The sequence below is a fragment of the Nocardia coffeae genome (assembly GCF_019890715.1).
Lineage (GTDB): Bacteria > Actinomycetota > Actinomycetes > Mycobacteriales > Mycobacteriaceae > Nocardia > Nocardia jiangxiensis.
In genome coordinates this window covers 748,283-767,376 of the sequence record NZ_JAINZY010000001.1, presented here as the reverse complement: position 1 = coordinate 767,376, position 19,094 = coordinate 748,283, and the positions used below count along the sequence as shown (strand labels likewise).

General features: G+C 67.2%; 16 protein-coding genes. 8 read left to right on the top strand and 8 right to left on the bottom strand.

Features of this window, described 5'->3' with window-relative positions:
- The first annotated feature begins 21 nt into the window (after positions 1-21).
- From K7711_RS03135 to K7711_RS03120, 4 genes are all read left to right on the top strand, one after another.
- On the top strand, positions 22-594 hold the full coding sequence (locus K7711_RS03135) for a TetR/AcrR family transcriptional regulator (protein ID WP_222964659.1): 573 nt from the start codon (positions 22-24) through the stop codon (positions 592-594).
- Positions 595-749: 155 nt separating this feature from the next.
- Positions 750-2,285, top strand: a complete 1,536-nt coding sequence (locus K7711_RS03130; RefSeq protein ID WP_308014430.1) for a serine/threonine-protein kinase — start codon at positions 750-752, stop codon at positions 2,283-2,285.
- Positions 2,286-2,304: 19 nt separating this feature from the next.
- Entirely contained in the window at positions 2,305-3,543 is a 1,239-nt protein-coding gene (locus K7711_RS03125; RefSeq protein WP_222964657.1) for a DUF7373 family lipoprotein, read from the top strand.
- 15 nt (positions 3,544-3,558) lie between these two features.
- On the top strand, positions 3,559-5,025 hold the full coding sequence (locus tag K7711_RS03120; protein ID WP_235746530.1) for a serine/threonine-protein kinase: 1,467 nt from the start codon (positions 3,559-3,561) through the stop codon (positions 5,023-5,025).
- A 32-nt stretch (positions 5,026-5,057) separates the two neighbouring features.
- Here the strand turns inward: K7711_RS03120 and K7711_RS03115 are convergent, their stop codons facing one another.
- From K7711_RS03115 to K7711_RS03095, 5 genes are all read right to left on the bottom strand, one after another.
- Positions 5,058-6,800, bottom strand: coding sequence for an alpha/beta hydrolase domain-containing protein (locus K7711_RS03115; RefSeq protein WP_222964653.1), 1,743 nt, complete (start codon positions 6,798-6,800; stop codon positions 5,058-5,060).
- A 210-nt stretch (positions 6,801-7,010) separates the two neighbouring features.
- Positions 7,011-7,352 (bottom strand): LGFP repeat-containing protein, encoded by a 342-nt coding sequence (locus K7711_RS03110; RefSeq protein WP_235746529.1) that lies wholly within the window; start codon positions 7,350-7,352, stop codon positions 7,011-7,013.
- A gap of 551 nt (positions 7,353-7,903) precedes the next feature.
- Positions 7,904-9,358 carry an amidase gene (locus tag K7711_RS03105; protein WP_222964651.1) on the bottom strand — a complete coding sequence of 485 codons (1,455 nt, stop codon included), beginning with the start codon at positions 9,356-9,358 and terminating at the stop codon, positions 7,904-7,906.
- 78 nt (positions 9,359-9,436) lie between these two features.
- Positions 9,437-10,180, bottom strand: a complete 744-nt coding sequence (locus K7711_RS03100) for an SGNH/GDSL hydrolase family protein (RefSeq protein WP_222964649.1) — start codon at positions 10,178-10,180, stop codon at positions 9,437-9,439.
- A 145-nt stretch (positions 10,181-10,325) separates the two neighbouring features.
- On the bottom strand, positions 10,326-11,714 hold the full coding sequence (locus K7711_RS03095; RefSeq protein ID WP_222964647.1) for a hypothetical protein: 1,389 nt from the start codon (positions 11,712-11,714) through the stop codon (positions 10,326-10,328).
- 323 nt (positions 11,715-12,037) lie between these two features.
- Between K7711_RS03095 and K7711_RS03090 the strand changes: the two genes are divergently transcribed.
- Complete coding sequence (locus tag K7711_RS03090) at positions 12,038-12,496, top strand: hypothetical protein (protein ID WP_222964645.1); 459 nt, start codon at positions 12,038-12,040, stop codon at positions 12,494-12,496.
- A gap of 34 nt (positions 12,497-12,530) precedes the next feature.
- Here the strand turns inward: K7711_RS03090 and K7711_RS49230 are convergent, their stop codons facing one another.
- Positions 12,531-12,629, bottom strand: a complete 99-nt coding sequence (locus K7711_RS49230) for a TetR family transcriptional regulator (protein WP_222964643.1) — start codon at positions 12,627-12,629, stop codon at positions 12,531-12,533.
- A gap of 285 nt (positions 12,630-12,914) precedes the next feature.
- On the opposite strand from K7711_RS49230, the gene K7711_RS03075 reads away from it, so the two are divergent.
- Positions 12,915-13,322, top strand: a complete 408-nt coding sequence (locus K7711_RS03075) for a Rossmann-fold NAD(P)-binding domain-containing protein (protein WP_222966913.1) — start codon at positions 12,915-12,917, stop codon at positions 13,320-13,322.
- Here K7711_RS03075 and K7711_RS03070 read toward each other — a convergent pair.
- Complete coding sequence (locus K7711_RS03070) at positions 13,306-15,057, bottom strand: hypothetical protein (protein WP_222964639.1); 1,752 nt, start codon at positions 15,055-15,057, stop codon at positions 13,306-13,308. The two genes, K7711_RS03075 and K7711_RS03070, sit on opposite strands and share 17 nt — an antisense overlap.
- Positions 15,058-15,094: 37 nt before the next feature.
- On the bottom strand, positions 15,095-15,895 hold the full coding sequence (locus K7711_RS03065) for a DUF8017 domain-containing protein (RefSeq protein ID WP_222964637.1): 801 nt from the start codon (positions 15,893-15,895) through the stop codon (positions 15,095-15,097).
- A 322-nt stretch (positions 15,896-16,217) separates the two neighbouring features.
- Here K7711_RS03065 and K7711_RS03060 point away from each other — a divergent pair, with 322 nt between their 5' ends.
- Together K7711_RS03060 and K7711_RS03055 are read left to right on the top strand one after the other, a co-directional pair.
- Positions 16,218-17,354 (top strand): FAD-dependent oxidoreductase, encoded by a 1,137-nt coding sequence (locus K7711_RS03060; RefSeq protein ID WP_222964635.1) that lies wholly within the window; start codon positions 16,218-16,220, stop codon positions 17,352-17,354.
- Positions 17,355-17,406: 52 nt separating this feature from the next.
- Positions 17,407-18,969 carry an adenylate/guanylate cyclase domain-containing protein gene (locus K7711_RS03055; RefSeq protein ID WP_308014428.1) on the top strand — a complete coding sequence of 521 codons (1,563 nt, stop codon included), beginning with the start codon at positions 17,407-17,409 and terminating at the stop codon, positions 18,967-18,969.
- Positions 18,970-19,094: the final 125 nt, after the last annotated feature.

The window sequence follows — 19,094 nt, the reverse complement described above, 5'->3', positions numbered from 1 at the left end:
CGTGCAGGTAGAAAAATAGGCATGACCTCACCGACTCGATCCTCGGAGACGCTGCACGACGCGGCGCTCGAGTTGATCGCCGAGAGCGGTCTGGGCGCTCTGACCATCGGCGGCGTCGCGGAACGCGCGGGAGTTTCCCGTGCGACGGCCTACCGCGAGTTCGGCGACAAGGACGGCCTGATCGCTGCCATCGGTCGCGGCGAGGTGGTCAAGATGATCACCGCCGCCTACACCGAACTGGACCTGTTCGCCCCGCCCGGCCGAATCGTCCACGCCGTCACGCTTTTCGCGCTCGGCTACCTGCGTGGACACGCCGCTTTCGGGTACATCCGCAATCACGAACCGGACTGGCTGATCAACGTCGCCATCGCGCACGGCAGATCCGAACTCAATCTGGTCGAGACCGTCGCCGCCCTGGCTGCTCCGCTGATTGCCGCCCGCGCCGACGCCGTCCTGGCCCTGACCCCCGTTCAGGCCGCCGAGGTCGTGGTCCGCATCGTCCTGTCGCACGTCCTGCTCGCGCACAGCAACCTGACCGACGAACAAGTCGCCGACACCGCCACCCGGGCGGTTGTTCTCGCTGTCCAGGAGTGACCGTATCGACTGATACGGATCGACCATTTCGTTTCACCAACGGGCTTGGGTCGGAGCCGGGCCGGGGCCGGGTCGATCGGGATTTCGAGCGCGGGTCCGCAGTGGTGTGGTGGGTGTGAACGGCGCGGGAATCGCGGTTGCCGCAGGGAGAGTGGGTGGGCATACTGCCCATTCAGCGTGGCAGTACGGAGGATGCGGCGCGTTGTCGAGTCTGGGAGGTCGGCGGGGTGCTGCGCAGTGGCGAGGTGTTCGCGGGATATCGCGTCGTCCGGGAACTCGGAGCGGGCGGTATGGGCGCGGTATATCTGGTGCAGCATCCTCGGCTGCAGCGCCTGGTGGCGTTGAAGGTGCTGGCCGAAGGGCCCAGCGCCGATCCGGAATTCCGGGCCAGATTTCTGCGCGAGGCGGAATTGGCTTCGCGGGTATCGCATCCCAATATCGTCGAGGTCTACGACCGGGGGGTCGAGGACGGCGTGTTGTGGATAACCATGCAGTACGTCGAGGGCAGCGATGTGACGCAGCTGCTGCGGGCGGGGCCGAATGTGCTGCCGCCGGATCGCGCGGTGCGGATCGTCGGCGAGGCGGCACGCGGGCTCGATGCCGCCCATGCCGCCGGGCTGCTGCATCGCGACGTGAAACCGGCCAACATCCTGGTCTCGGCCGTACCGGGGCGAGCGGATCGGGTGCTGGTCACCGACTTCGGAATCGCCAGGGCCGCTGAGGAATCCACGGTGCTGACCGCCGCGGGAGAGGTACTGGCAACGCTCTCCTACGCTGCGCCGGAACAGATCGAGGCGGGGCGAATCGATCATCGGGTCGACGTCTACGCGTTGGGCTGCACGCTGTTTCACATGCTCACCGGCAGTACACCGTTCCCGCGGCCGACGGCGGCGGCGGTGATGGCGGCGCATCTGATCGACCCGCCGCCTCGGCCCAGCGCGCTCAATCCCGCGCTGCCACCGCAATTGGACGAGGTCGTCGCGCGGGCAATGGCGAAGAAGCCCGATGATCGGTATCGGAGCTGCGGTGAACTCGCCGCGGCGGCGTGGGCGGCGTTGTGCGGGACGACGGAGAGTGAACCGCCGCGTCGGCGTCGGCGGGGGTTGGCGATCGCGGCGATCGGGGTGGTGATCGCATTGGTCGCCGTGGCCGCGACGGTCTGGGCGCTGGCACCGGATCGTGCTGCGCCGCAGGTAGTGTCGGCGCCCGCGCCGACGCTCGACTATTCCGAAGGGTGGGGGACGTATGGATATATCGTGAACGCGTTCCCGAAACTGTTGCCGCACATGCCGATCAGCGCCGGATACCAGGGCATCTGGTGCCGAGCGCAGGCCGAGGACGATTCGAAGATCTCCTTCGACGTGACACCGGTCGTTGGTGCGCTGGAATGCTACGGCCAGGACGATCCGGTGTTCGAGGTGCTCGTGCAGTGCGTTCCCGCGCGCATGCCCATCTCGGCCACGAGACCGACCGGGAATGTGATCCTGCGCGGGGAGGAGCGTTGGAAGCGATCGTCGGGAGGCGGCCGGATCCTGTGGAGCGATTGGAGTGATGCGACCGGCAAATCCTACGGCCGCTTGGATATCGGATTCGAGGACCCGAAACGATCGTTCTGCGGGGTGCGAGTGACCAGCGGCACCGAGACCGGGCAATCGCTGCACGACAGGTGGTGGCCGAGTGCGCCGCTGTGACCGCCGAACGCCGCGAACCGTGGCTCCCATCGCGGGTGCGATCCTGCTGATCGCGGTGCTGCTGTGCGGGTGCACGGTGCCCGGACGGGCCGGGCCGCAGACCCCTGATCTGACAGCTCTGGACGTCGGGGTCTTCGGTACCGAATCCGTGCCGCAGCCGCCGGATACCGATGAGCGCTACGGCCGGGTATTGGAGGCTGCGCGGCTGGCCGAAGCCGTGGCCGTGCCCGGCGACATCGATGCCGCGCTGCGATACGGCGATGCCGCGACGCTGCCCACCCCCCGGGATCTGGTCGGAATTCTCGCCAAGACGGTCGCGCCCACGTTGCAGGCGCACCGTCTGGTGACCGCGTTCAGCACCGGCGGCATGGATGACGCTGTGCACAACAGGCCGACACTCGGGCAGACCCGGGCGCTGCGCCTGTCGGTGCTGGAGTTTCCCGACGACGACAGCGCCCGTGCCGCCGCGCAGGACATCGATTCGGTCGATTTCACGATCAGTGCTGACAACGTCTCGGTGCCATTGTCGAAATATGCCGATGCGCACGCGCATTGGCGCCCCTCGGTACCGACTCTCGCCGCGACGCTCGCACACGGCCCCTTCGTGGTGACCATGTACATCATGTATCCGACCACCGACATCAATGCGATGACCGCCCTGGCCACCGCCGCGTTCGGCATCGAATTGCCGATGCTGGACCGGTTCACGCCCACACCGTCGGACAGCCTCACCACTCTGCCGCTGGATCGCGACGCGATGCTGCGGCGCATGCTGCCTGCGGATCCCGGTCTATGGCCGTACCCGTCATCGGTTCTGATCGACAACAATCAGGTCGCGGGTTGGGGAGGCTTCCGGCACACCAGCGGGATCATCTACGGGCCCAACGGCATCGATCAGGTCGTGCGGCCGGACCAGCGAGAGCCCGGAAAACGTTCCGCGACGCGTCCCGACGCGATGGCGGGGATCGATACACGGTTTCTGGTCAGGTACCCGAATGCCGTCGACGCGCGGAGTTTTCTGGAGCGGCGGCGCAAAGCCGCGGCGAGTACCGATGATCCCATCCCGGGGCCGGCACATGTGCCCGATGCGGTGTGTGGCCGGATCCGCGAGTTCGGCGATCCGGACTACGACCGCGCTCTGAAATTCAATTGCTTCGTATTGGACGGCCGGTACGTGGCGAATGTGTACGGCGGCACCGAGCAGCTGGTGGTGCAGCGCGCCGCGGCGCAATATGCACTGCTGGTACGGAATCGGTAGGGCGAGATGCCGGAAATGTATTCGGGTGCAACCATTTCGGGATACCGGATCGAGCGGAAGCTGGGCTCCGGGGCGATGGGCACGGTGTATCTGGCCGAGCATCCGCGGCTGCCGCGCAGGGACGCGTTGAAGGTGCTGGCCGCCGAGCGCGGTGGTAGTCCCGAATTCCGGGCGCGGTTCATCCGGGAGGCGGAACTTGCCGGTCGTCTCGATCATCCCAATATCGTTCCGATCTACGACTACGGGGCCGACGGCGAAACGCTGTGGATCGCTATGCGATTCGTCAATGGCTATGACGCGGCGACATTGTTGCGGCAGTGGCCGCAGGGCCTGCCCCCCGAGCGCGCGGTGGGGATCATCGCCGCCGCGGCAGCGGGTCTGGACCAGGCGCATCGCGCGGGATTGCTGCATCGCGATGTGAAACCGGCGAACATCATGATCGAACCCGGCGACGGCGGTCGGGATCGAGCGATGATCGCCGATTTCGGCATCGCCCGCACCGCGGGTGATGTGGATCCCGCCGCCACCACGGGAGGTTCGGTCGCCGCGACACTCGCCTATGCCGCGCCCGAGCAGATTCGCGGGGAGTGGATCGATCAGCGGGTCGATATCTATGGGTTGGGCTGCACGCTCTACCAGTTGCTCACCGGCACAGTGCCTTTCCCGCGCAACTCGGCCGGAGCGATAATGCATGCCCAGCTCACCGCGCCGCCGCCGCGCCCGTCCGGGGTTGCCAGGGGGGTTCCGGGGGCGATGGACGAGGTCGTCGCCCGCGCGCTGGCGAAGAATCCCGGCGAACGTTACGGCAGCTGCGGAGAACTGGCGGCAGCGGCGATCGCGGCGTTGCAGGGCAAGCCGGTGGGGCGAATTCGTCGGCACGCCGGTCGGATCGCGCTCGCTGCCGGGGCAGTGGTGGTGTTGGCGGCGGCCGGAGTGTTCGCTGTGATCACCACTCGCGATGGGGGCCGGACGACTCCGGTCGCGGCGCATGCGACGAATACACCGACGGTTGTGGACAATTCGACGTGGGAGGCGTATCAGTTCATCGTCGACGCCTTCCCCAAGTTCCTGCCCCGGACGCCGAACTCGACCGGTTATCAAGGCATACAATGTCATTCGTCCGACGGACACGGGACGGCTGTGCCCGTCACGAAAGTCCTCACCCCATTGTCGTATCTCGGCTGCAGTGGCGATCAGAATCCGATCGTGGTGGTGTCGCTGCAATGTGATACGGATCGGTCGGTGGTCTCGGCCTCCGATCGTGCGGCATTGGCCGGCGACCCCGAGGCCCACACCTGGTCGCGGCCGTCGGGTACGGGTTTCATCGCGTGGCGCGACGAGAAGAATTCGGATCAAACGCAGGTCGGTCGTCTGGAAATCCGATTCGATGGCGCGGCAAGAGGTTTCTGCAAGATGGGGATCTGGGGTGGTGTGTCGGGTAAGGAACTGTTCGACACGTGGTGGCCGAACGCGCCGTTGTGAAGTGGGCCGCAGGGCTCCCGCCTGTCCTGCGGTCAGGTGAGGTCGACCGCCTGGGTGACGGCCTGGTCGAGGTCTTCGGGGAGCAGGAAGCGGTTGTCGATCAGGGATCGGGCGGCCGCGCGGATCGCGGCGGTGTCGGGGGTGACGGAAGGTTCGGAAGTCAGGCGGCTGCCGAGCATTTCGTAGAGGACGTCGGGTAGGCCGTCGACGTGGGCGCGGGGGTTCCAGCCGGTGTAGGCGGCTGTTCCGGCGGCGAGGTCGGGGAGGCGGATACCGGCCAGCTCGTTGCCGTTCTCGTCGACGGTCGAGACGAGTGCGACGAGTGGATCACCCAGTGCGAGAGGTAGATCCGTGCTGTCTGGATCGATGACCGGGGTCCAGGGGAGGTGTTGTGGATCGGGGAGGGCGGCGTCGGGGAATCTTGCGCGGATCTGGTCGAGGACCTGTTCGCGGGTGGTCGCGGTGCCATCGGCATGGCGGGGGACCTGGCTCGGTTCGGGCTCGCGGCCTTCGCAGACCCACTGTTCGAGTTGGACGAACAATGCGCGCAGGACGAGTGCGGGGTCCAGTGCGTGTGGCGGATTGGCAAGGGGCATGAGCTTTTTGATCTCGGGAGCCGGGCCGATGTGGTCGGTGCCGGAGACCAGGTGGGCGCGGGCGTCGGGGTCCTCGGGCAGGTCCTCGCCGGTTTCGGGGTCCTGGTGCAGCAGTGCGGCATCCCCGCGCCAGTACTCCGAGGCGCTGTTGACGAACATGATCTTCGGAGTGCCGCCGATCGCGCGTTGGCGGGTCAGCAGCGCCGCGGTGTCCAGGGGCGCGCCGTAGGCGGGGGTCAGGGGTGTGGTCAGGCTCGGTTGTGCGAATCGCTGATTGAATTCGCCGCGCCGCGCGCTGGCGATCTGACCGAACATGCCGTCGAAGACCCGCGCGCCGGATTCGTCGACGTTGAGACCGTCGAACAACATCTGGCGCAGCAGTCGCCCGCATTGCGAAACGCCGTGCGCGAAAACGTATTCGTGTTCGCCGCGCAGATGAGCGCCGAAGTCGCGCAGGGCCAGCAGTCCGCTGCCGGCGACGGGCGCGAACGCCGATCGGTAAATCAACCGGTAGATGTGGAAGGCGCGGAAACCGCCGTCGACCGCGAAGGTGGTCGGCCCGGTGAACCGCCATGCCGACCGGGGCACGGTCTGCGGGGCGGCCGTGGGCGAGGTGCGGACGGTGAGCACGGCGTCCGGATCGTGCACGTCGACGGTCGGATATTCGGTGAAGCTCAGCAGCGCCACGCTGTCGCTCAGGGAATGTTCGGCCTGATCGGCGTCGGGCCGGAACTCGACTCGCAGCCGGCCGGGCTCGACCTCGGCGACCGGTGCGTTCAGCCCTACCGCACCCCATTCCCGGCGGATGTCCCACTGCCAGCCACACCACGCGATGGTCCAGCCACGCCGGAGCAGGAAACCATCGCCCGCGGCCGGTGCGGCGGTCGGATCGAAGGACGGCGGGGCGGGTTGCGCATTGCACGGAAGTCCCAGGGCCATACCGCGATTCGGCACCGCGAGCAGGGCGCGGCCGTTGCCGCCGGTCTTCGGACGCAGTATCCGGACGTCCGCGTCGAACCGGACGCGTCCGTCCTCGGCGCGTGGGGCCGAGTCGAGATCGACGATCCGGGCGTTGGCAGCCGATGCTGGATCGACGGCGAATTCCGCAGTGGCCGTTACCCATTCGTAGGGGAAGTCCCCGTACGGCTCGGACGTGTGGACGGTCAGGGTTTCGAGCACGCTGCTCCCTCGTTGGCTGTCGTCGCGGCATCCGCTCGGGTGGGCCGGTTTCGGCGTGACAACCGCGAGTTTGGCACGGGCGGGGGAACCTGTCGACCTCGGCCGCGCTTCCGCGCCAGCTAACTATCCGCAATGATTTGCCAGGAGAATTCGGACAAAACGGTGGGCACCGACCGATCGGTCGGTGCCCACCTGTCGATCGCGCGGAACTCAGGCCCGGTTGATCGTCGTGGCGTTGTCAGCAATCGAGTAGCTGATCGAGCCGTGCTCGAAGTTGCTGATCTTGCCGCCCTCGATGTCCTGCTCGTCGGAGGTCGGGTAGCCGAGCGGGCCGCCCGCGCCGCCGTCGGCCTCCCACGCCTTGCGGATCTCGCCGTACACGGTGTAGGTGCCCGTCGGGAGGTTGAAATAGATGACGCCGCCAGTGAATTCCTGGTACTTGCCGCCGTTGGGGGCGTCCAGCTCCTCCGAGGTCGGCTCACCCAAGGGGCTCGACGCGCCGCCGGCTTCGTTGTAGTGGTCGCCGATCGTTCCCTTGACTTCGAATCCCATTCGACAGGTTCCTTCCGTGCAGATCCATACATGTTGGCAAACGCCGGGCATCACGGTAGCGCACGTTCGTCGATTCCGGGTATCGAGTCATGTATCGATCAGCGTCCGTACACGTGGAGTTCGCTCGAACCGGTCTATCCCCGAAACTCCGTCTGTTACACCCCTCGAGCTATCTACCAGCGAAGTAGTGGACAGCGCTCCCCTGCGAGCAATTCGATTCCATCCGTCCCGCCGGACTGTTCCGTGATGGACTTGTTACCAATCCCGTTGTTCAGCACGGTGTTCCGCAGGCATGCTCAGCATCGGCGCCGAGCGGCCGCGTACCCGGATGGGTAACCAACCATGGCCCGCTCGCGACATGCCGGAAGTCCCCCCCGTGCGATACGTGAAAATGCCTGCGCGGCAGTGAATTCGGAATCGCCGAAAGCTGTTCCGCGACAAGATCCCCCAACTGATCTCCAGGGCAGGCGGCCACGTGGTGGTCCGAGACTGCCCTGCCCCCATCCCGCCGTGGCCACGCGCTGTCGAGCCGTGCCACGGCGGGAAACGCTCTACCGGTGCGGCTCCTCGAAGCCGCCGATCTCCTGTTCGAGGAGTTCGGCCAGGCGCAACGGGGTGCGGTCCTCGAACATCGGGCCGATGAGTTGTACGCCCACCGGGAGCCCTTCGGGAGAGCGGCCCGCGGGGATGGCGGTGGCGGGCAGGCCGGGCATGGTGGCCAGGCCCGGCCAGACGAGTTGATCGGCGAACGGGTATGCGACACCGTCGATGTCGATCCGGCGGGTGCTCAGGTCGATGTCGCGCTCGTGCGGGAAGGCGGGTGTCGGGGTGATCGGGCAGACCACGACGTCGAATTCGCCGAACACCTCGCGCCAACCCTGACGGTGCAACTCGCGCCGATTGTTGGCGGCGACCCAGTCGCGATGGCTGAATACCGCGCCGCGCAAGCGTTCCGCGTCCATACTCCGATCGTCCGGATCCAGCTTCGCGGCGTGCTCGCGCATGAAGTCGTATGCCTGGTCCGGATAGCCGGAGGCGAGATTCGCCAGCAGCAGCTGGGTGTAGAGCGTCCCGGCCTCGACCAGGTCGGGCAGCAGCGGGCTGTGCCGTTCCACCCGGGCTCCGGCGGCGACGAGCGCATCCGCGACGCGATTGACCGCGGCACGCACCGCCGACCCGGTCGGGATGATCGGATGGTCCTCGAGGACCAGGACACGGAAGTCGCCCAGCCGTTCGTGTCGCGCGGGTCGTAGCGCGAGTTCGTATGCGACACCGAGTGTCAGCGGGTCCGGCCCGGCCATCACATCCAGCAGCAGGGACAGATCGCGGGCGGTGCGCGCCAGCGGTCCGACGACGCCGAGATCGCGATCCGACGGCAGCGCCGGTGCGGGCGGGGGAACGTGACCGCGGTTGGCGACCAGACCGAAAGTTGGCTTGTGCGAGTAGATTCCGCAGAAGTGCGCGGGGACGCGCAGCGATCCGGCGATATCCGATCCGATGGACAACGCGCCGAATCCGGCGGCCAGTGCCGCGGCGGATCCACCGGACGAGCCACCCGGCGTCCGCCCGAGATCCCACGGATTGCTGGTGGCGCCGTAGACCTCGTTGAAGCTCTGCAGATCCGCCAGCATGAGCGGCACATTGGTCTTGCCGAGGACCACCGCGCCCGCGGCCTTGACCCGTGCCACCTGCACCGCGTCCTCGGTGGGCCGGAAATCAGCGAACTGCGGCATGCCCCAGGTCGTGGGCAGTCCGGCGATGTTGTAGGACTCCTTGACCGTCACCGGAATTCCGAGCAGCGGCCGATCCTCACCACGGGCGCGTGCCCGGTCGGCCTCGCGCGCCGCGTCTCGTGCCCGATCGAAATCCGGCATGCAGATCGCGTTGATGTCCTTGTCGTCCCGCTCGATTCGAGCGATCGCCTCGTCGGTCAGTTCCACCGAGGTCACCTCACCGGCGCGCAGCGCTGCGGCGAGTTCTTCAGCCGTACGGAAGCTCCATTCCACCGAATCGAGCGTACCTGTCGGCGGTCACCGCACAACCGGATAGCGCACTGCCGCGGGCCTGGTGAGCGGCGTCGGGGGTCAGTGTTCGAGCGGCCGCGGTTCCGGGCGTTTGGCCGCGCGACCGGCACCGGTGGACGTGCCGCGCAGGCGACGCCACAGCCAGGGGCGGACGGTGGCCGCCACCCAGGCGAGTTCACCGAAAGTGCCACCGGCGCGGTGCTTTTCGGTATTGGGCGGGGGGACGGTCCAGCTGTCGTCCGCGCCGTCGAGGCCGAGGGCTTGCGCCGCGGCCAGGGCGAACCGGTTGTGGCCCTCGGGCGAGCCGTGTAATCGGTCCGGACTCCACATCCGCAGGTCGGCCATCGATTCGGCGGCGTAGAGGTCGACCAGACGCAGGTTGTATCTGTTGGCGCACAAGCGGATTCGCTCGTTGACCAGATCCATGCGCGGGCCGATGAGGCGCGCGGCGAGCGGGACGATGCGACGGGCGTCCGGGAAGGTCGTCGTGACGACCGTCGCACCGCTTGCGCTGAGTTTCGCGTACAGCTCCTCCATGACATCCAGCGCCGCGCCGAAGTCGCTGCCGGGCGCGGTCACATCGTTCATGCCCGCGCAGATGCCGACCACATCGGGTTGCATGGCCAGTGCCGCGTCGAGTTGCTTGTCCCGGACCTCGGCGACGCGGCGGCCGCGGACCGCGAGATTGGCGTACCCGATATCCGGGTTGTCCCGGGCCAGCCGCTCGGCGAAACGATCCGCCCAGCCGCGCACACCGGTCTCGTCGTCACCGTCCCACAGACCTTCGGTCTGACTGTCTCCCATGGCGACGAACCGCTCGAATCGGGGTGCGGGTGATGTCGGCAAGGCAGACCTCCGGACGTGAAGAGGGTGGTGTGGCAGCGATCGGCTGTCGGATCGACACGCTACCTCGGGCAGTTCCGGGCGCTGCGGGCCCGGCTGCACGCCGTCATTGCGCTGCCCGGTCGCGCTGGGTCGGGCTCAGCGCGTCGGGCACGTAGAAACGGTTGTAGAAATCCTCGTCCAGATCGGCGGCCTGATAGGCCAGCACGCTCCGGAATGGTCCGTTGTTGGCGGGCACGCGACCGTACCGGGTGTGCAGGTAGTCCAGGTAGGCGATCGTGGCGGCGATGGCGCGATCCGACGCCTTCGGAATGTCGCTCTGCACCGCCGCACCGTCGCTCCAGCTGCTGCTCGCACCGCCGTCGCGCAGGGTGCCGCGGCCGGGTGCGTACTTGAAATCGACGAACGCCAGGACCGCCTCCTCCATGTTCCGGTAGTAGGGCGGGCAGTACGGGCGCAGCAGCGGCTCGCCGTCGTGCTCGAATCCGACGGCCGTCGGCATCGGCATGTTGCGACCGGTCAGCGACATCACCGACGCCATCAGCGGACCGGCCCCGATGGTCCGGGAGAACCGCAGATCGTTCATCCGGAAGCCGAGCTCCTGATACCAGGCGAACGGATGCGCCGCGAAATGCGGGAATCCACCCAGGCCCAACGCCTGTGTCATGAGCCCGAGATTCTGCAGCATGGCGCCCTGCTCGACGGCGGCGAACTCGCATAGCCAGGTGTCCAGGAATCCGGCGGTGACCACGCGGCCGGAGGACAGATCGTCGTTCAGGTGACCGCCGCGCGAGCGGGCGAATTTCGCCAGTCCGGCGGGCTGGAATCGATTGCGCTCGTCGAGTACGTAAAAGGCGAAATCGTCCTCGAAAGCCGATAGCAGCAGATTTATCATCAATGCGGTGAGCTCGGCGACGGGAAGGAAATAGGTGGTTCCCGGGACATTCGCCGAGAACTGGTTGAACGGCGGGACGAACGGCACTTCCCGGGGCACGTCCGACCGGCGGTCGCGGACCTGTACCCGCACGCGTTCGTAGAGTGCCGACAATTCGCGGTCGTGTGCGAGCCGGATCAGGTCCGGGATCTCGGCTCGATCCAGATCCTGCGGTCGGCGCACCAGTGAGACGCCCTCGTCATTGATGACGAACAGGGAGACGCTGTGGATCCCGTCGCCGCTGGCGATGGTGCGGCCCACCAGCTGAGCGATGATATTGCCGCCGCCCGCGCCCGGCCGGTCACCGTCGCGATACGGCATCTCGGCCAGGGTGTGCCCGGTGATTCCGCAGGCAGCGAAGGCCAGTGCGGCTTCCTCGTCGCGGGTCAGCGGTCGCGGCGCGGCGGTGCTGCGATAGGCCAGTGGACCGCCGCTGATCTGCATACCCGGCGCGAATCTGCGGGAACGTCGCCACAGCAGGGCGTCCATCAGCGAATATCCGGATAATTTCGCCCCGATGTCCAGCCGTGATTCGCCGGTCCGATCCGTGTCGAGTGTCATGCCGAGCCCTTTCCGAAAGTCGTGTGGTGCGAGGGGGGACCATAATCGTGGACGGCGCTGTTTCTGTTAACACCGGGATACGTTTCAGTTAGACACCGGTGATATTTGCTGAAGGCATGCTGAACATCGCTTCCCGACGGTGCGCACCGCCGACTCTGCGAACGATGGTTCCGATTGATACGATCGGAATCGTGCGTTCTTGCGAAAGCCGTTGTGGGATGACCTTTTGGCGTAGGGAATAGTGGGTGTGGGGATTTCGTGAGAAGTAATTGAACCAGCGCATGATTCGACGTGCGTATTCGACTGTGAAGAATGGTGGATAAATGGCTGAAAAGCAGATGAGCGCGTCCGGTTCGCCGCGACGCGCGGGTGTCGTATCGCGTGCGTCCCGGCGGCTCGCGGCGGTGGCCGCGGTGATCGGTGTCGGGGCGAGTGCGCCGATGCTGCTCGGATCCGGCACCGCGGCCGCCTCGACGCTGGTGCCGTGCACCTACGGGCCGATCGGTTCGCGTCTGGAGGTGGACTGCACCGACAACGACTACACCCCGGCGACCGTGACCATCAACGCGTTCTGCACGAACTTCGCCAATATCAGCATGCCGCCGACCAGGATGGGCCCGCGCAGCAGGATGCACTTCACCCGCGATTGCGGCCCCGGTGCGAACCCGATCTTCTGGTTGGTCAACGGGGAGAGCGACTGGGAGAAGGTCCAGGACCAGCTGGACCAGATGCGGCAGGACCAGCAGGACCGCGCGGATCACCACCACCACGACGATCACTGACTCGTGGTGTGACGGATAGCCGGTCTCGAAAAGTTTATTGAGACGAAGGTGTGAGATGTCGGTAGAGGGTGGCGCGTGAGACGCCCAGTCGGGCAGCGATTTCGTCGACGGTGCCCTCGCCCGCATCTCGCATGCGGCGGCCACCATCTTTGCGGTCATGACGCCGGGACGGCCGCGCCCGGGGGTGCGGGGTGCGCGGATCGCGGCGGTGCGGGGCGGGGCCGCCGCGCCGGTCGTCGATGGCTCAGCAGGCGGGCGATACCGTCGAGTATCGCGGCGCCAGTGGATCCACGAGCGCGGCGACGATATCTCCCTTGCTCGGAAAGTGAAACAGCACAGCAGTTTTCGTCAACCCGACGTGTTCGGCGATTTCGGACGGACACCCTGGAGTAGCCGCGCAGCGCGAACATTTCCAGCGATGTCTCGAGGATGCGCGCGCGAGTTGTCGGCCATGGGCGTCATCAACGCACGAATCCTCATCTCCGGCGGTGCGGAACTGGCCCTCACCGGCGGCTACCGGTTGGCCGGAGAACTGGGCGCCGCGAACGGAGATCATCGCCCGGCCTTCGGCAATTACGAGCGAGCGCACTGCCCGGTGGTCGCCGAGAAGTACAGGATCGGACCGAATGTGCGACTGATGATCCCCCGGACGGGCCTGGGCATCGCCACCCGCAATAGGATCGCCCGGCTGCCGGTCATGGAATCGCTCGCCGGAATGGAACGCATCATGGCACCCCGCACGCCGACTCCGCTGCCGGACTATCAGGTGGTACTTCCGGGGGTGATCGGTTCGATCTCCGGACTCGGGCTCAGGAGTAGCGGCTGATGTCGACGACCGCTACACCGGTGCTATCGGTCTCCAGCGGGGACGCGTACAGCCGGTGACCGTTCGGGGTGATCGCGAGATGTCCTGCGCCGACGCCGGATTGGAGGCCGCCGACCACTGTTCTGCTCGCCGTGTCGAACACCTCGATATCTCCGGAGGTCCGATCGGACGAGTACGCCTTGTTCGCGATGAATACGTAACGGCCACTGGGGGATACCGCGAGGCCGGTGCTCATGCCCGGCAACTTCGCCGTCCCGGTCTCGGCTCCGGTGACCGCGTCGAGAATGTGCAGAGTGGACGAGAATTGGCTCACCGCATAGACGGACCGGCCGTCGGGAGCGGCGACGACCATTCCTTCGATTCCGTCGAATGCGGATCGGGCGGCGACGGTGGAGGTGGCGGTATCGATCATCGCGATCTCGCCGGCTCTCGTGGCGAACAGGTGACGGCCGTCCGGCGTGGCCGCGACCGCGACCGCCATGTCGTCGCCCGCGCCGATCGGGATCGTCGCGGTGGCGTTCCTGGTCCCGGCATCGCGCACGGTCACCGTCGCGCGCAGTCCGTCCGCGGTGTAGAGATGCGTGCCGTCGGGGGAGACCGCGATGCCGTGCGGGGTCGAACCGGCATCGGCGATGGCGGCTCCGATGACGGTGTTCGACGCGGTGGCGATCACCGATACGGCATTCTCCGAACTCACGTAGAGGTATGCGCCGTCGGCGGATGCCGCGAGCCCGGTCGGCTCCTGCGGCACGCCGATCAGCCTCGATATGGTGTTCGAGGTCGTATCGATCACCGAGACCACCGGATGCTTCCAACTGCCCACGTAGATTCGCCGCCCGTCGGGCGACACCGCCAGGGCGCTCACCTCGTCGGTCGCGATCACCGCCCGCGATGCCGCGGCGGGATCGGTGGCATCCGCCGGTCGGCGACAGACGACGGCGAAGGTTACCGCGGCCGCCAGGATGAGCACGCTGAACAGCGCGCTTGTCGCGATGCGCACGGCTCGACGCGGGGATCGTGACCGTTCAGGCGGAAATACCTGCGGTGCAGCGTAATTCACCGGTGATTCGGCGTGCGCCTGTGCGGTTCCCCAGTGGCCCGGAGGCGTGACGGGCGTCGCCGGTGTGGCGACCCATTGTGCGGGCGGGACGGTGAATTGTGCTTCCGGAGCTGCAGGTTTCGCGGGCGCACCGGTGGATTGCGCTGCCGGAGTGGTCGGCTCGGCACGAAGGACGCTGGATTGCGGAGGTTGCCCGGCGGAGTTCTGGTGCGGGACAACGGTTTGTGCGGATGGATCGGCTGGGGAGAAGGGAAGTGCCAGCCGCGTGGCCAGGTCGGCGGCCTTCGGCCGTTGCTGCGGATATCGGGACAGGCAGTCCGCCACCATCTGTCGTAGTTGCGGCGGGACCGCGCCGAGATCGGGTTCGGAGGTCAGTGTGCGGTTCAGCAGTTCCACCGGAGCTCCGGTGCCGAAAGGGCCGACGCCGGTGGCGGCGTAGACCAGAACTGCGCCGAGTGCGAAGACGTCGGCCGCGGCGTCGGCGGGAGCGCCCGAAGCGACTTCCGGCGCAACGTATCCGGCGCTCTGTGCCAGCGTCGGTGCTGCGTTCACCTCCACGCCGGTCGTGGTGAATACGACTGTCGCCGGGGAGATGCCGCCGTGCGGACCCGTTGCCGCGGCCAGCCGTCGCGCCAGATCCGCACCGAACCGCCGCAGCTCATCAGGTGATAGCACCCCCTGTGCTGCAACGACATTCAGCAGTGATCGGTTCTCAACACCAGGTTCCAACGACATTTCCTTGTTTGCATTGGGCCGGAGTGAGTCCCGCGGGACGCACACTCGTCAGCATCTTCTGCATATCCGCGTCGCTCGCCGCGTCCGGGATGCCTTGTTCGGCGCCGACCACGAAAACCACCGGCTGATTGCGGTTGCCCGGCAACGCGATCGCGTGCAGGACCCCGCTGCGGCCGTCCGCGCAGTAGGTTTTCGGGACGGTCGCCGTTACCGCCATGGCCGGTTTGCCGGCCACGGTCATCGGCACCGGATCGGTGAGCGTGACCTGCGCGAGTGGGGCGTTGTCATCGCTGAACATCCCCCACGCCCAGAGGCGGGCGGAATCGCTTGCCGCAGCGGCCAGATCGGTGATCGCCGATCCGCCGACGCCGGCGATCGCCGAGTTGCTGTTCGTCGAGTGATCGCTGGGACAGGTGGCCTTCCGGTACTGCGCGCCTCCGCTGAAAGCGATCTGCATGTTGATCTGTTTGATCCGGTATCCGTACACCCACCCCGGGCCCTCCACGTACCAGGTGGGCGGGAGATCGAATGCGGCGTTCCGGTCGGTCGACACCGCAGCCTGCCAGCCCGGTATCTGCGGTGCTGTCAGCGAGGCCGGTTGCGGTTGTGCGGGTGTCGGCGGTGCTGGTGCGGCGACCGCGGCCCCGTGAAACGTCCGAGGCCAGGCCGTCACGATCATCAGAACCAGTGCGATCACCAGCGAGAGGCCGGCCGCTCCGACGGCGATCCGCTCGGCCACACCCCACCGGTAATCACCGGTGTTCCCGGCCCGAGTCATGCTGGACCCCCGTGCGACTCACCCGTGTCGTCGACATCGCGCACGAGATCCTCCTCCGAATTCTCACCGCCTCGCACATTAACAACGGCGCGATCGCCGCGACAGCCGATTTCCGCGGGATCGGCGAGGTTCGTTCGGATCGGTGGTCGCGGTGTCGTGGCTCGTCCGCGAACGATGTGATGTGCTGAGCCGCAGCGGATCTCACTTGCGAGATCGGACGTGCACGCGTTATCGCCTGTCATGGACGGTATTTCGGCCGCATGCATGAGGATGCAAGGTGAGTGCAAGGACGGTGCAATTACCGCTGGGCATCGTCGTTGCCATGACTACTTCAGTGACGATCATCGGCGCCGGTCTCGGCGGACTCATGCTGGCCCGGGTGCTGCACGTGCACGGTATCGCCGCGACGGTCTACGAGGCCGAGACCTCGCCGACGGCGCGAGCACAGGGCGGAATGCTCGACATCCACGACTACAACGGCCAGATCGCCGTACGGGCCGCGGGCCTGATGGACGAGTTCGAGGGGCTGATCCTCGAGGGCCGCCAGGCGATGCGGTTCGTCGAACAGGACGGGAACGTCCTGTTCGAGAAGGACGACGACGGCTCGGGCGGACGGCCCGAGGTGCAGCGCGGCGAGCTGCGGCAGATGCTGCTGGATTCGCTGCCGGAGGGCACCGTGCAGTGGGGTCGCAAGGTCAAGGGTGTTCGCGCGGTGGGTGGTGGCCGCCACGAGGTGAGTTTCGCCGATGGCAGCACCGTCGTCACGAGCCTGCTGGTCGGCGCGGACGGCGCCTGGTCCAAGGTGCGGCCGCTGCTGTCGGACGCCACACCCGAGTACACCGGCGACTCGTTCATCGAGACCTACCTGTTCGACGCCGACGTACGGCATCCGATCGTCGCGAAAGCCGTTGGCGGCGGGACGATGAGCGCGCACGGCACCTCGCCCGACAGGCAGATCATGGCGCACCGGGAAAAGGATGCGACCCTGCACGCCTACGTGATGTTCACCGAGCCGCTCGCGTGGTTCGACGCCATCGATTTCACCGACCGCGCGGCGGCCACCGCCCGCATCGCACGCGAATTCGACGGCTGGGCAACGGAAATCACCGCACTGATCACCGACAGTGACACCCCGCCGAACTTCCGCGGACTCTACACACTGCCGATCGGGCATCGCTGGGAGCGAGTGCCGGGCGTCACCCTGATCGGCGACGCCGCCCACCTGACCGCCCCGAACGGCGAAGGCGCCAACCTGGCGATGCTGGACGGCGCCGAACTCGCCCGTTCCCTGGCCGCGCACCCCGACGACGTCGAGGCCGCACTCACCGAATACGAGCAGGCGATGTTCCCGCGCAGCGAAGCGACCGCGGACGAGCCCGTCATCCTGGAGAGCTTGTTCGGCGGCGAAATCCCGGACGCGCTGCTCGGCCTGTTCGCCCAACCCGAGCAAGCCCACTGAGCCGAGAGGCGGATCCGCCGAATACGGTCGGCACCCTCGATACGCTGAGCGAGTGTCGAGCGTCCAGGATGACAAACCCGCGATGAATCTGTCGCACAGCACTATCGAATACGGGTCGATCCTGCTCGGTTCGCGCCGGGACTCCCCGGAGCGGCGCCGGGGCCGAGTGCAACTGTTGCTCACCCTGTGGGTGCTCACGGCCAACGTGGTCGGTGTGGGCGTGGTGATTCTGCTCGGCACGGTCGGGATCCCCAATCCCGACGTGTTCGCACCCGAGGTCCACGACATCGTCTTCGTATATCTGCCGATCTACGTGGTGGTCGCCTTCGTCGTCGGTGCGGCGCTGGGCACCGCGGTGGTGATGCGGATGCTTCGCTGGGCCTCGGACACCGATCCGGCCCCGACCCGGCAGGAGGCCCGTTCGGCGTTTCGGGCGCCGTGGGTGCTCGCGGCGATGCAGGCGGTGCTGTGGATCGTCGGCACGGCGCTGGTGGCCACGCTGTACGGGATGCGCGATCCGGAGCTGATCCCCAAGGCGGTGCTGGTGTCGCTGTTCAGCGCGGTGGTCGTGTGCGCGGCGTCCTACCTGCTGACCGAATTCGCGATGCGGCCGTACGCGGCGTTGGCGCTGGCCGCGCACCCGAGCATGCGCCGCCGGGATCTGACCGTGCGCGCGCTGGTGACCTGGCTGCTCGGATCCGGGGTGCCCGTGCTCGGTGTCGTGCTGGTGGTCGCGTTCGGGGCCGCCGACGACCGGACCACCAAGCCGGATCTGCTGTTGTCGGTCGGCATCATCGGGGCGATCTCCTTCTGCACCGGCCTGCTGCTGACCTATCTGGGCACCGACCGGATCGGCGCACCGCTGCGTTCGGTGATCAGCGGGATGGAGCAGGTTCGCCGGGACGGCCGCACCGAGACGATCGTCGTCTACGACGGCACCGAAATGGGGGAACTACAAGCGGGTTTCAACGCGATGGTCGACGGTCTCACCGAAAGAGAGCGGCTGCGTGATCTTTTCGGTCGGCACGTCGGGCCCGACGTCGTGCGCGCGGCCCTGGACCGGGGCGTTCGGCTGGGCGGCGAAATCCGTGATGTCGGAGTGCTTTTCGTGGACGTGGTCGGTTCGACGACGATGGCCACCCGACTCCCGCCGCACGAGGTGGTCGAGACGCTCAACCGGTTCTTCGGCGTGGTCGTCGCCGCGGTGAACCGCCGCGGCGGGCTGATCAACAAGTTCGAGGGCGATGCCGCACTGGCCGTCTTCGGCGCGCCCACCCCGCATCCGGATCCGGCGGGCGCGGCTCTGGAAGCCGCCGCGGAGATCGCGCGCGAGCTCGCGGCAGCCGATCTCGGTATCGAGGCCGGGGTGGGCGTCTCCTACGGTGAGGTCGTCGCGGGAAATATCGGCGCCGAGGATCGCTACGAGTACACCGTGATCGGCGATCCGGTCAACGAGTCGGCCCGGCTGTCCGAGCTCGCCAAGCGCGACACGCGGCTGCCGCTCGCATCCGAGCGAGCCGTCGCGGCCGCTGCCGAACATTCCTGGAACGCGGCCGACGCCGTGGTCCTGCGCGGGCGGGCGACCCCGACCCGGCTGTACCAGCCCGAGGTGTGACGCGGGCTCCGGCGTCGGCCGAGCGGGCGACGACCCGGGCGGCGCTGCGGACCATATTTACCCTGTTTGCTAAACTCTGCAAACAATAGGCCGGTGGTCGTCATCGACACCGGCCGCCGTTGGAA

What these genes read in the sequence shown, in the direction of transcription:
- K7711_RS03100 (WP_222964649.1), bottom strand. Translation starts at nt 10,180, where the DNA reads ATGGGAGACAGTCAGACCGAAGGTCTGTGGGACGGTGACGACGAGACC.
- K7711_RS49230 (WP_222964643.1), bottom strand. Translation starts at nt 12,629, where the DNA reads ATGCGAGATGCGGGCGAGGGCACCGTCGACGAAATCGCTGCCCGACTG.
- K7711_RS03135 (WP_222964659.1), top strand. Translation starts at nt 22, where the DNA reads ATGACCTCACCGACTCGATCCTCGGAGACGCTGCACGACGCGGCGCTC.
- K7711_RS03075 (WP_222966913.1), top strand. Translation starts at nt 12,915, where the DNA reads ATGTCTCGAGGATGCGCGCGCGAGTTGTCGGCCATGGGCGTCATCAAC.
- K7711_RS03110 (WP_235746529.1), bottom strand. Translation starts at nt 7,352, where the DNA reads ATGGGATTCGAAGTCAAGGGAACGATCGGCGACCACTACAACGAAGCC.
- K7711_RS03095 (WP_222964647.1), bottom strand. Translation starts at nt 11,714, where the DNA reads ATGACACTCGACACGGATCGGACCGGCGAATCACGGCTGGACATCGGG.
- K7711_RS03090 (WP_222964645.1), top strand. Translation starts at nt 12,038, where the DNA reads ATGGCTGAAAAGCAGATGAGCGCGTCCGGTTCGCCGCGACGCGCGGGT.
- K7711_RS03120 (WP_235746530.1), top strand. Translation starts at nt 3,559, where the DNA reads ATGTATTCGGGTGCAACCATTTCGGGATACCGGATCGAGCGGAAGCTG.
- K7711_RS03065 (WP_222964637.1), bottom strand. Translation starts at nt 15,895, where the DNA reads ATGACTCGGGCCGGGAACACCGGTGATTACCGGTGGGGTGTGGCCGAG.
- K7711_RS03060 (WP_222964635.1), top strand. Translation starts at nt 16,218, where the DNA reads ATGACTACTTCAGTGACGATCATCGGCGCCGGTCTCGGCGGACTCATG.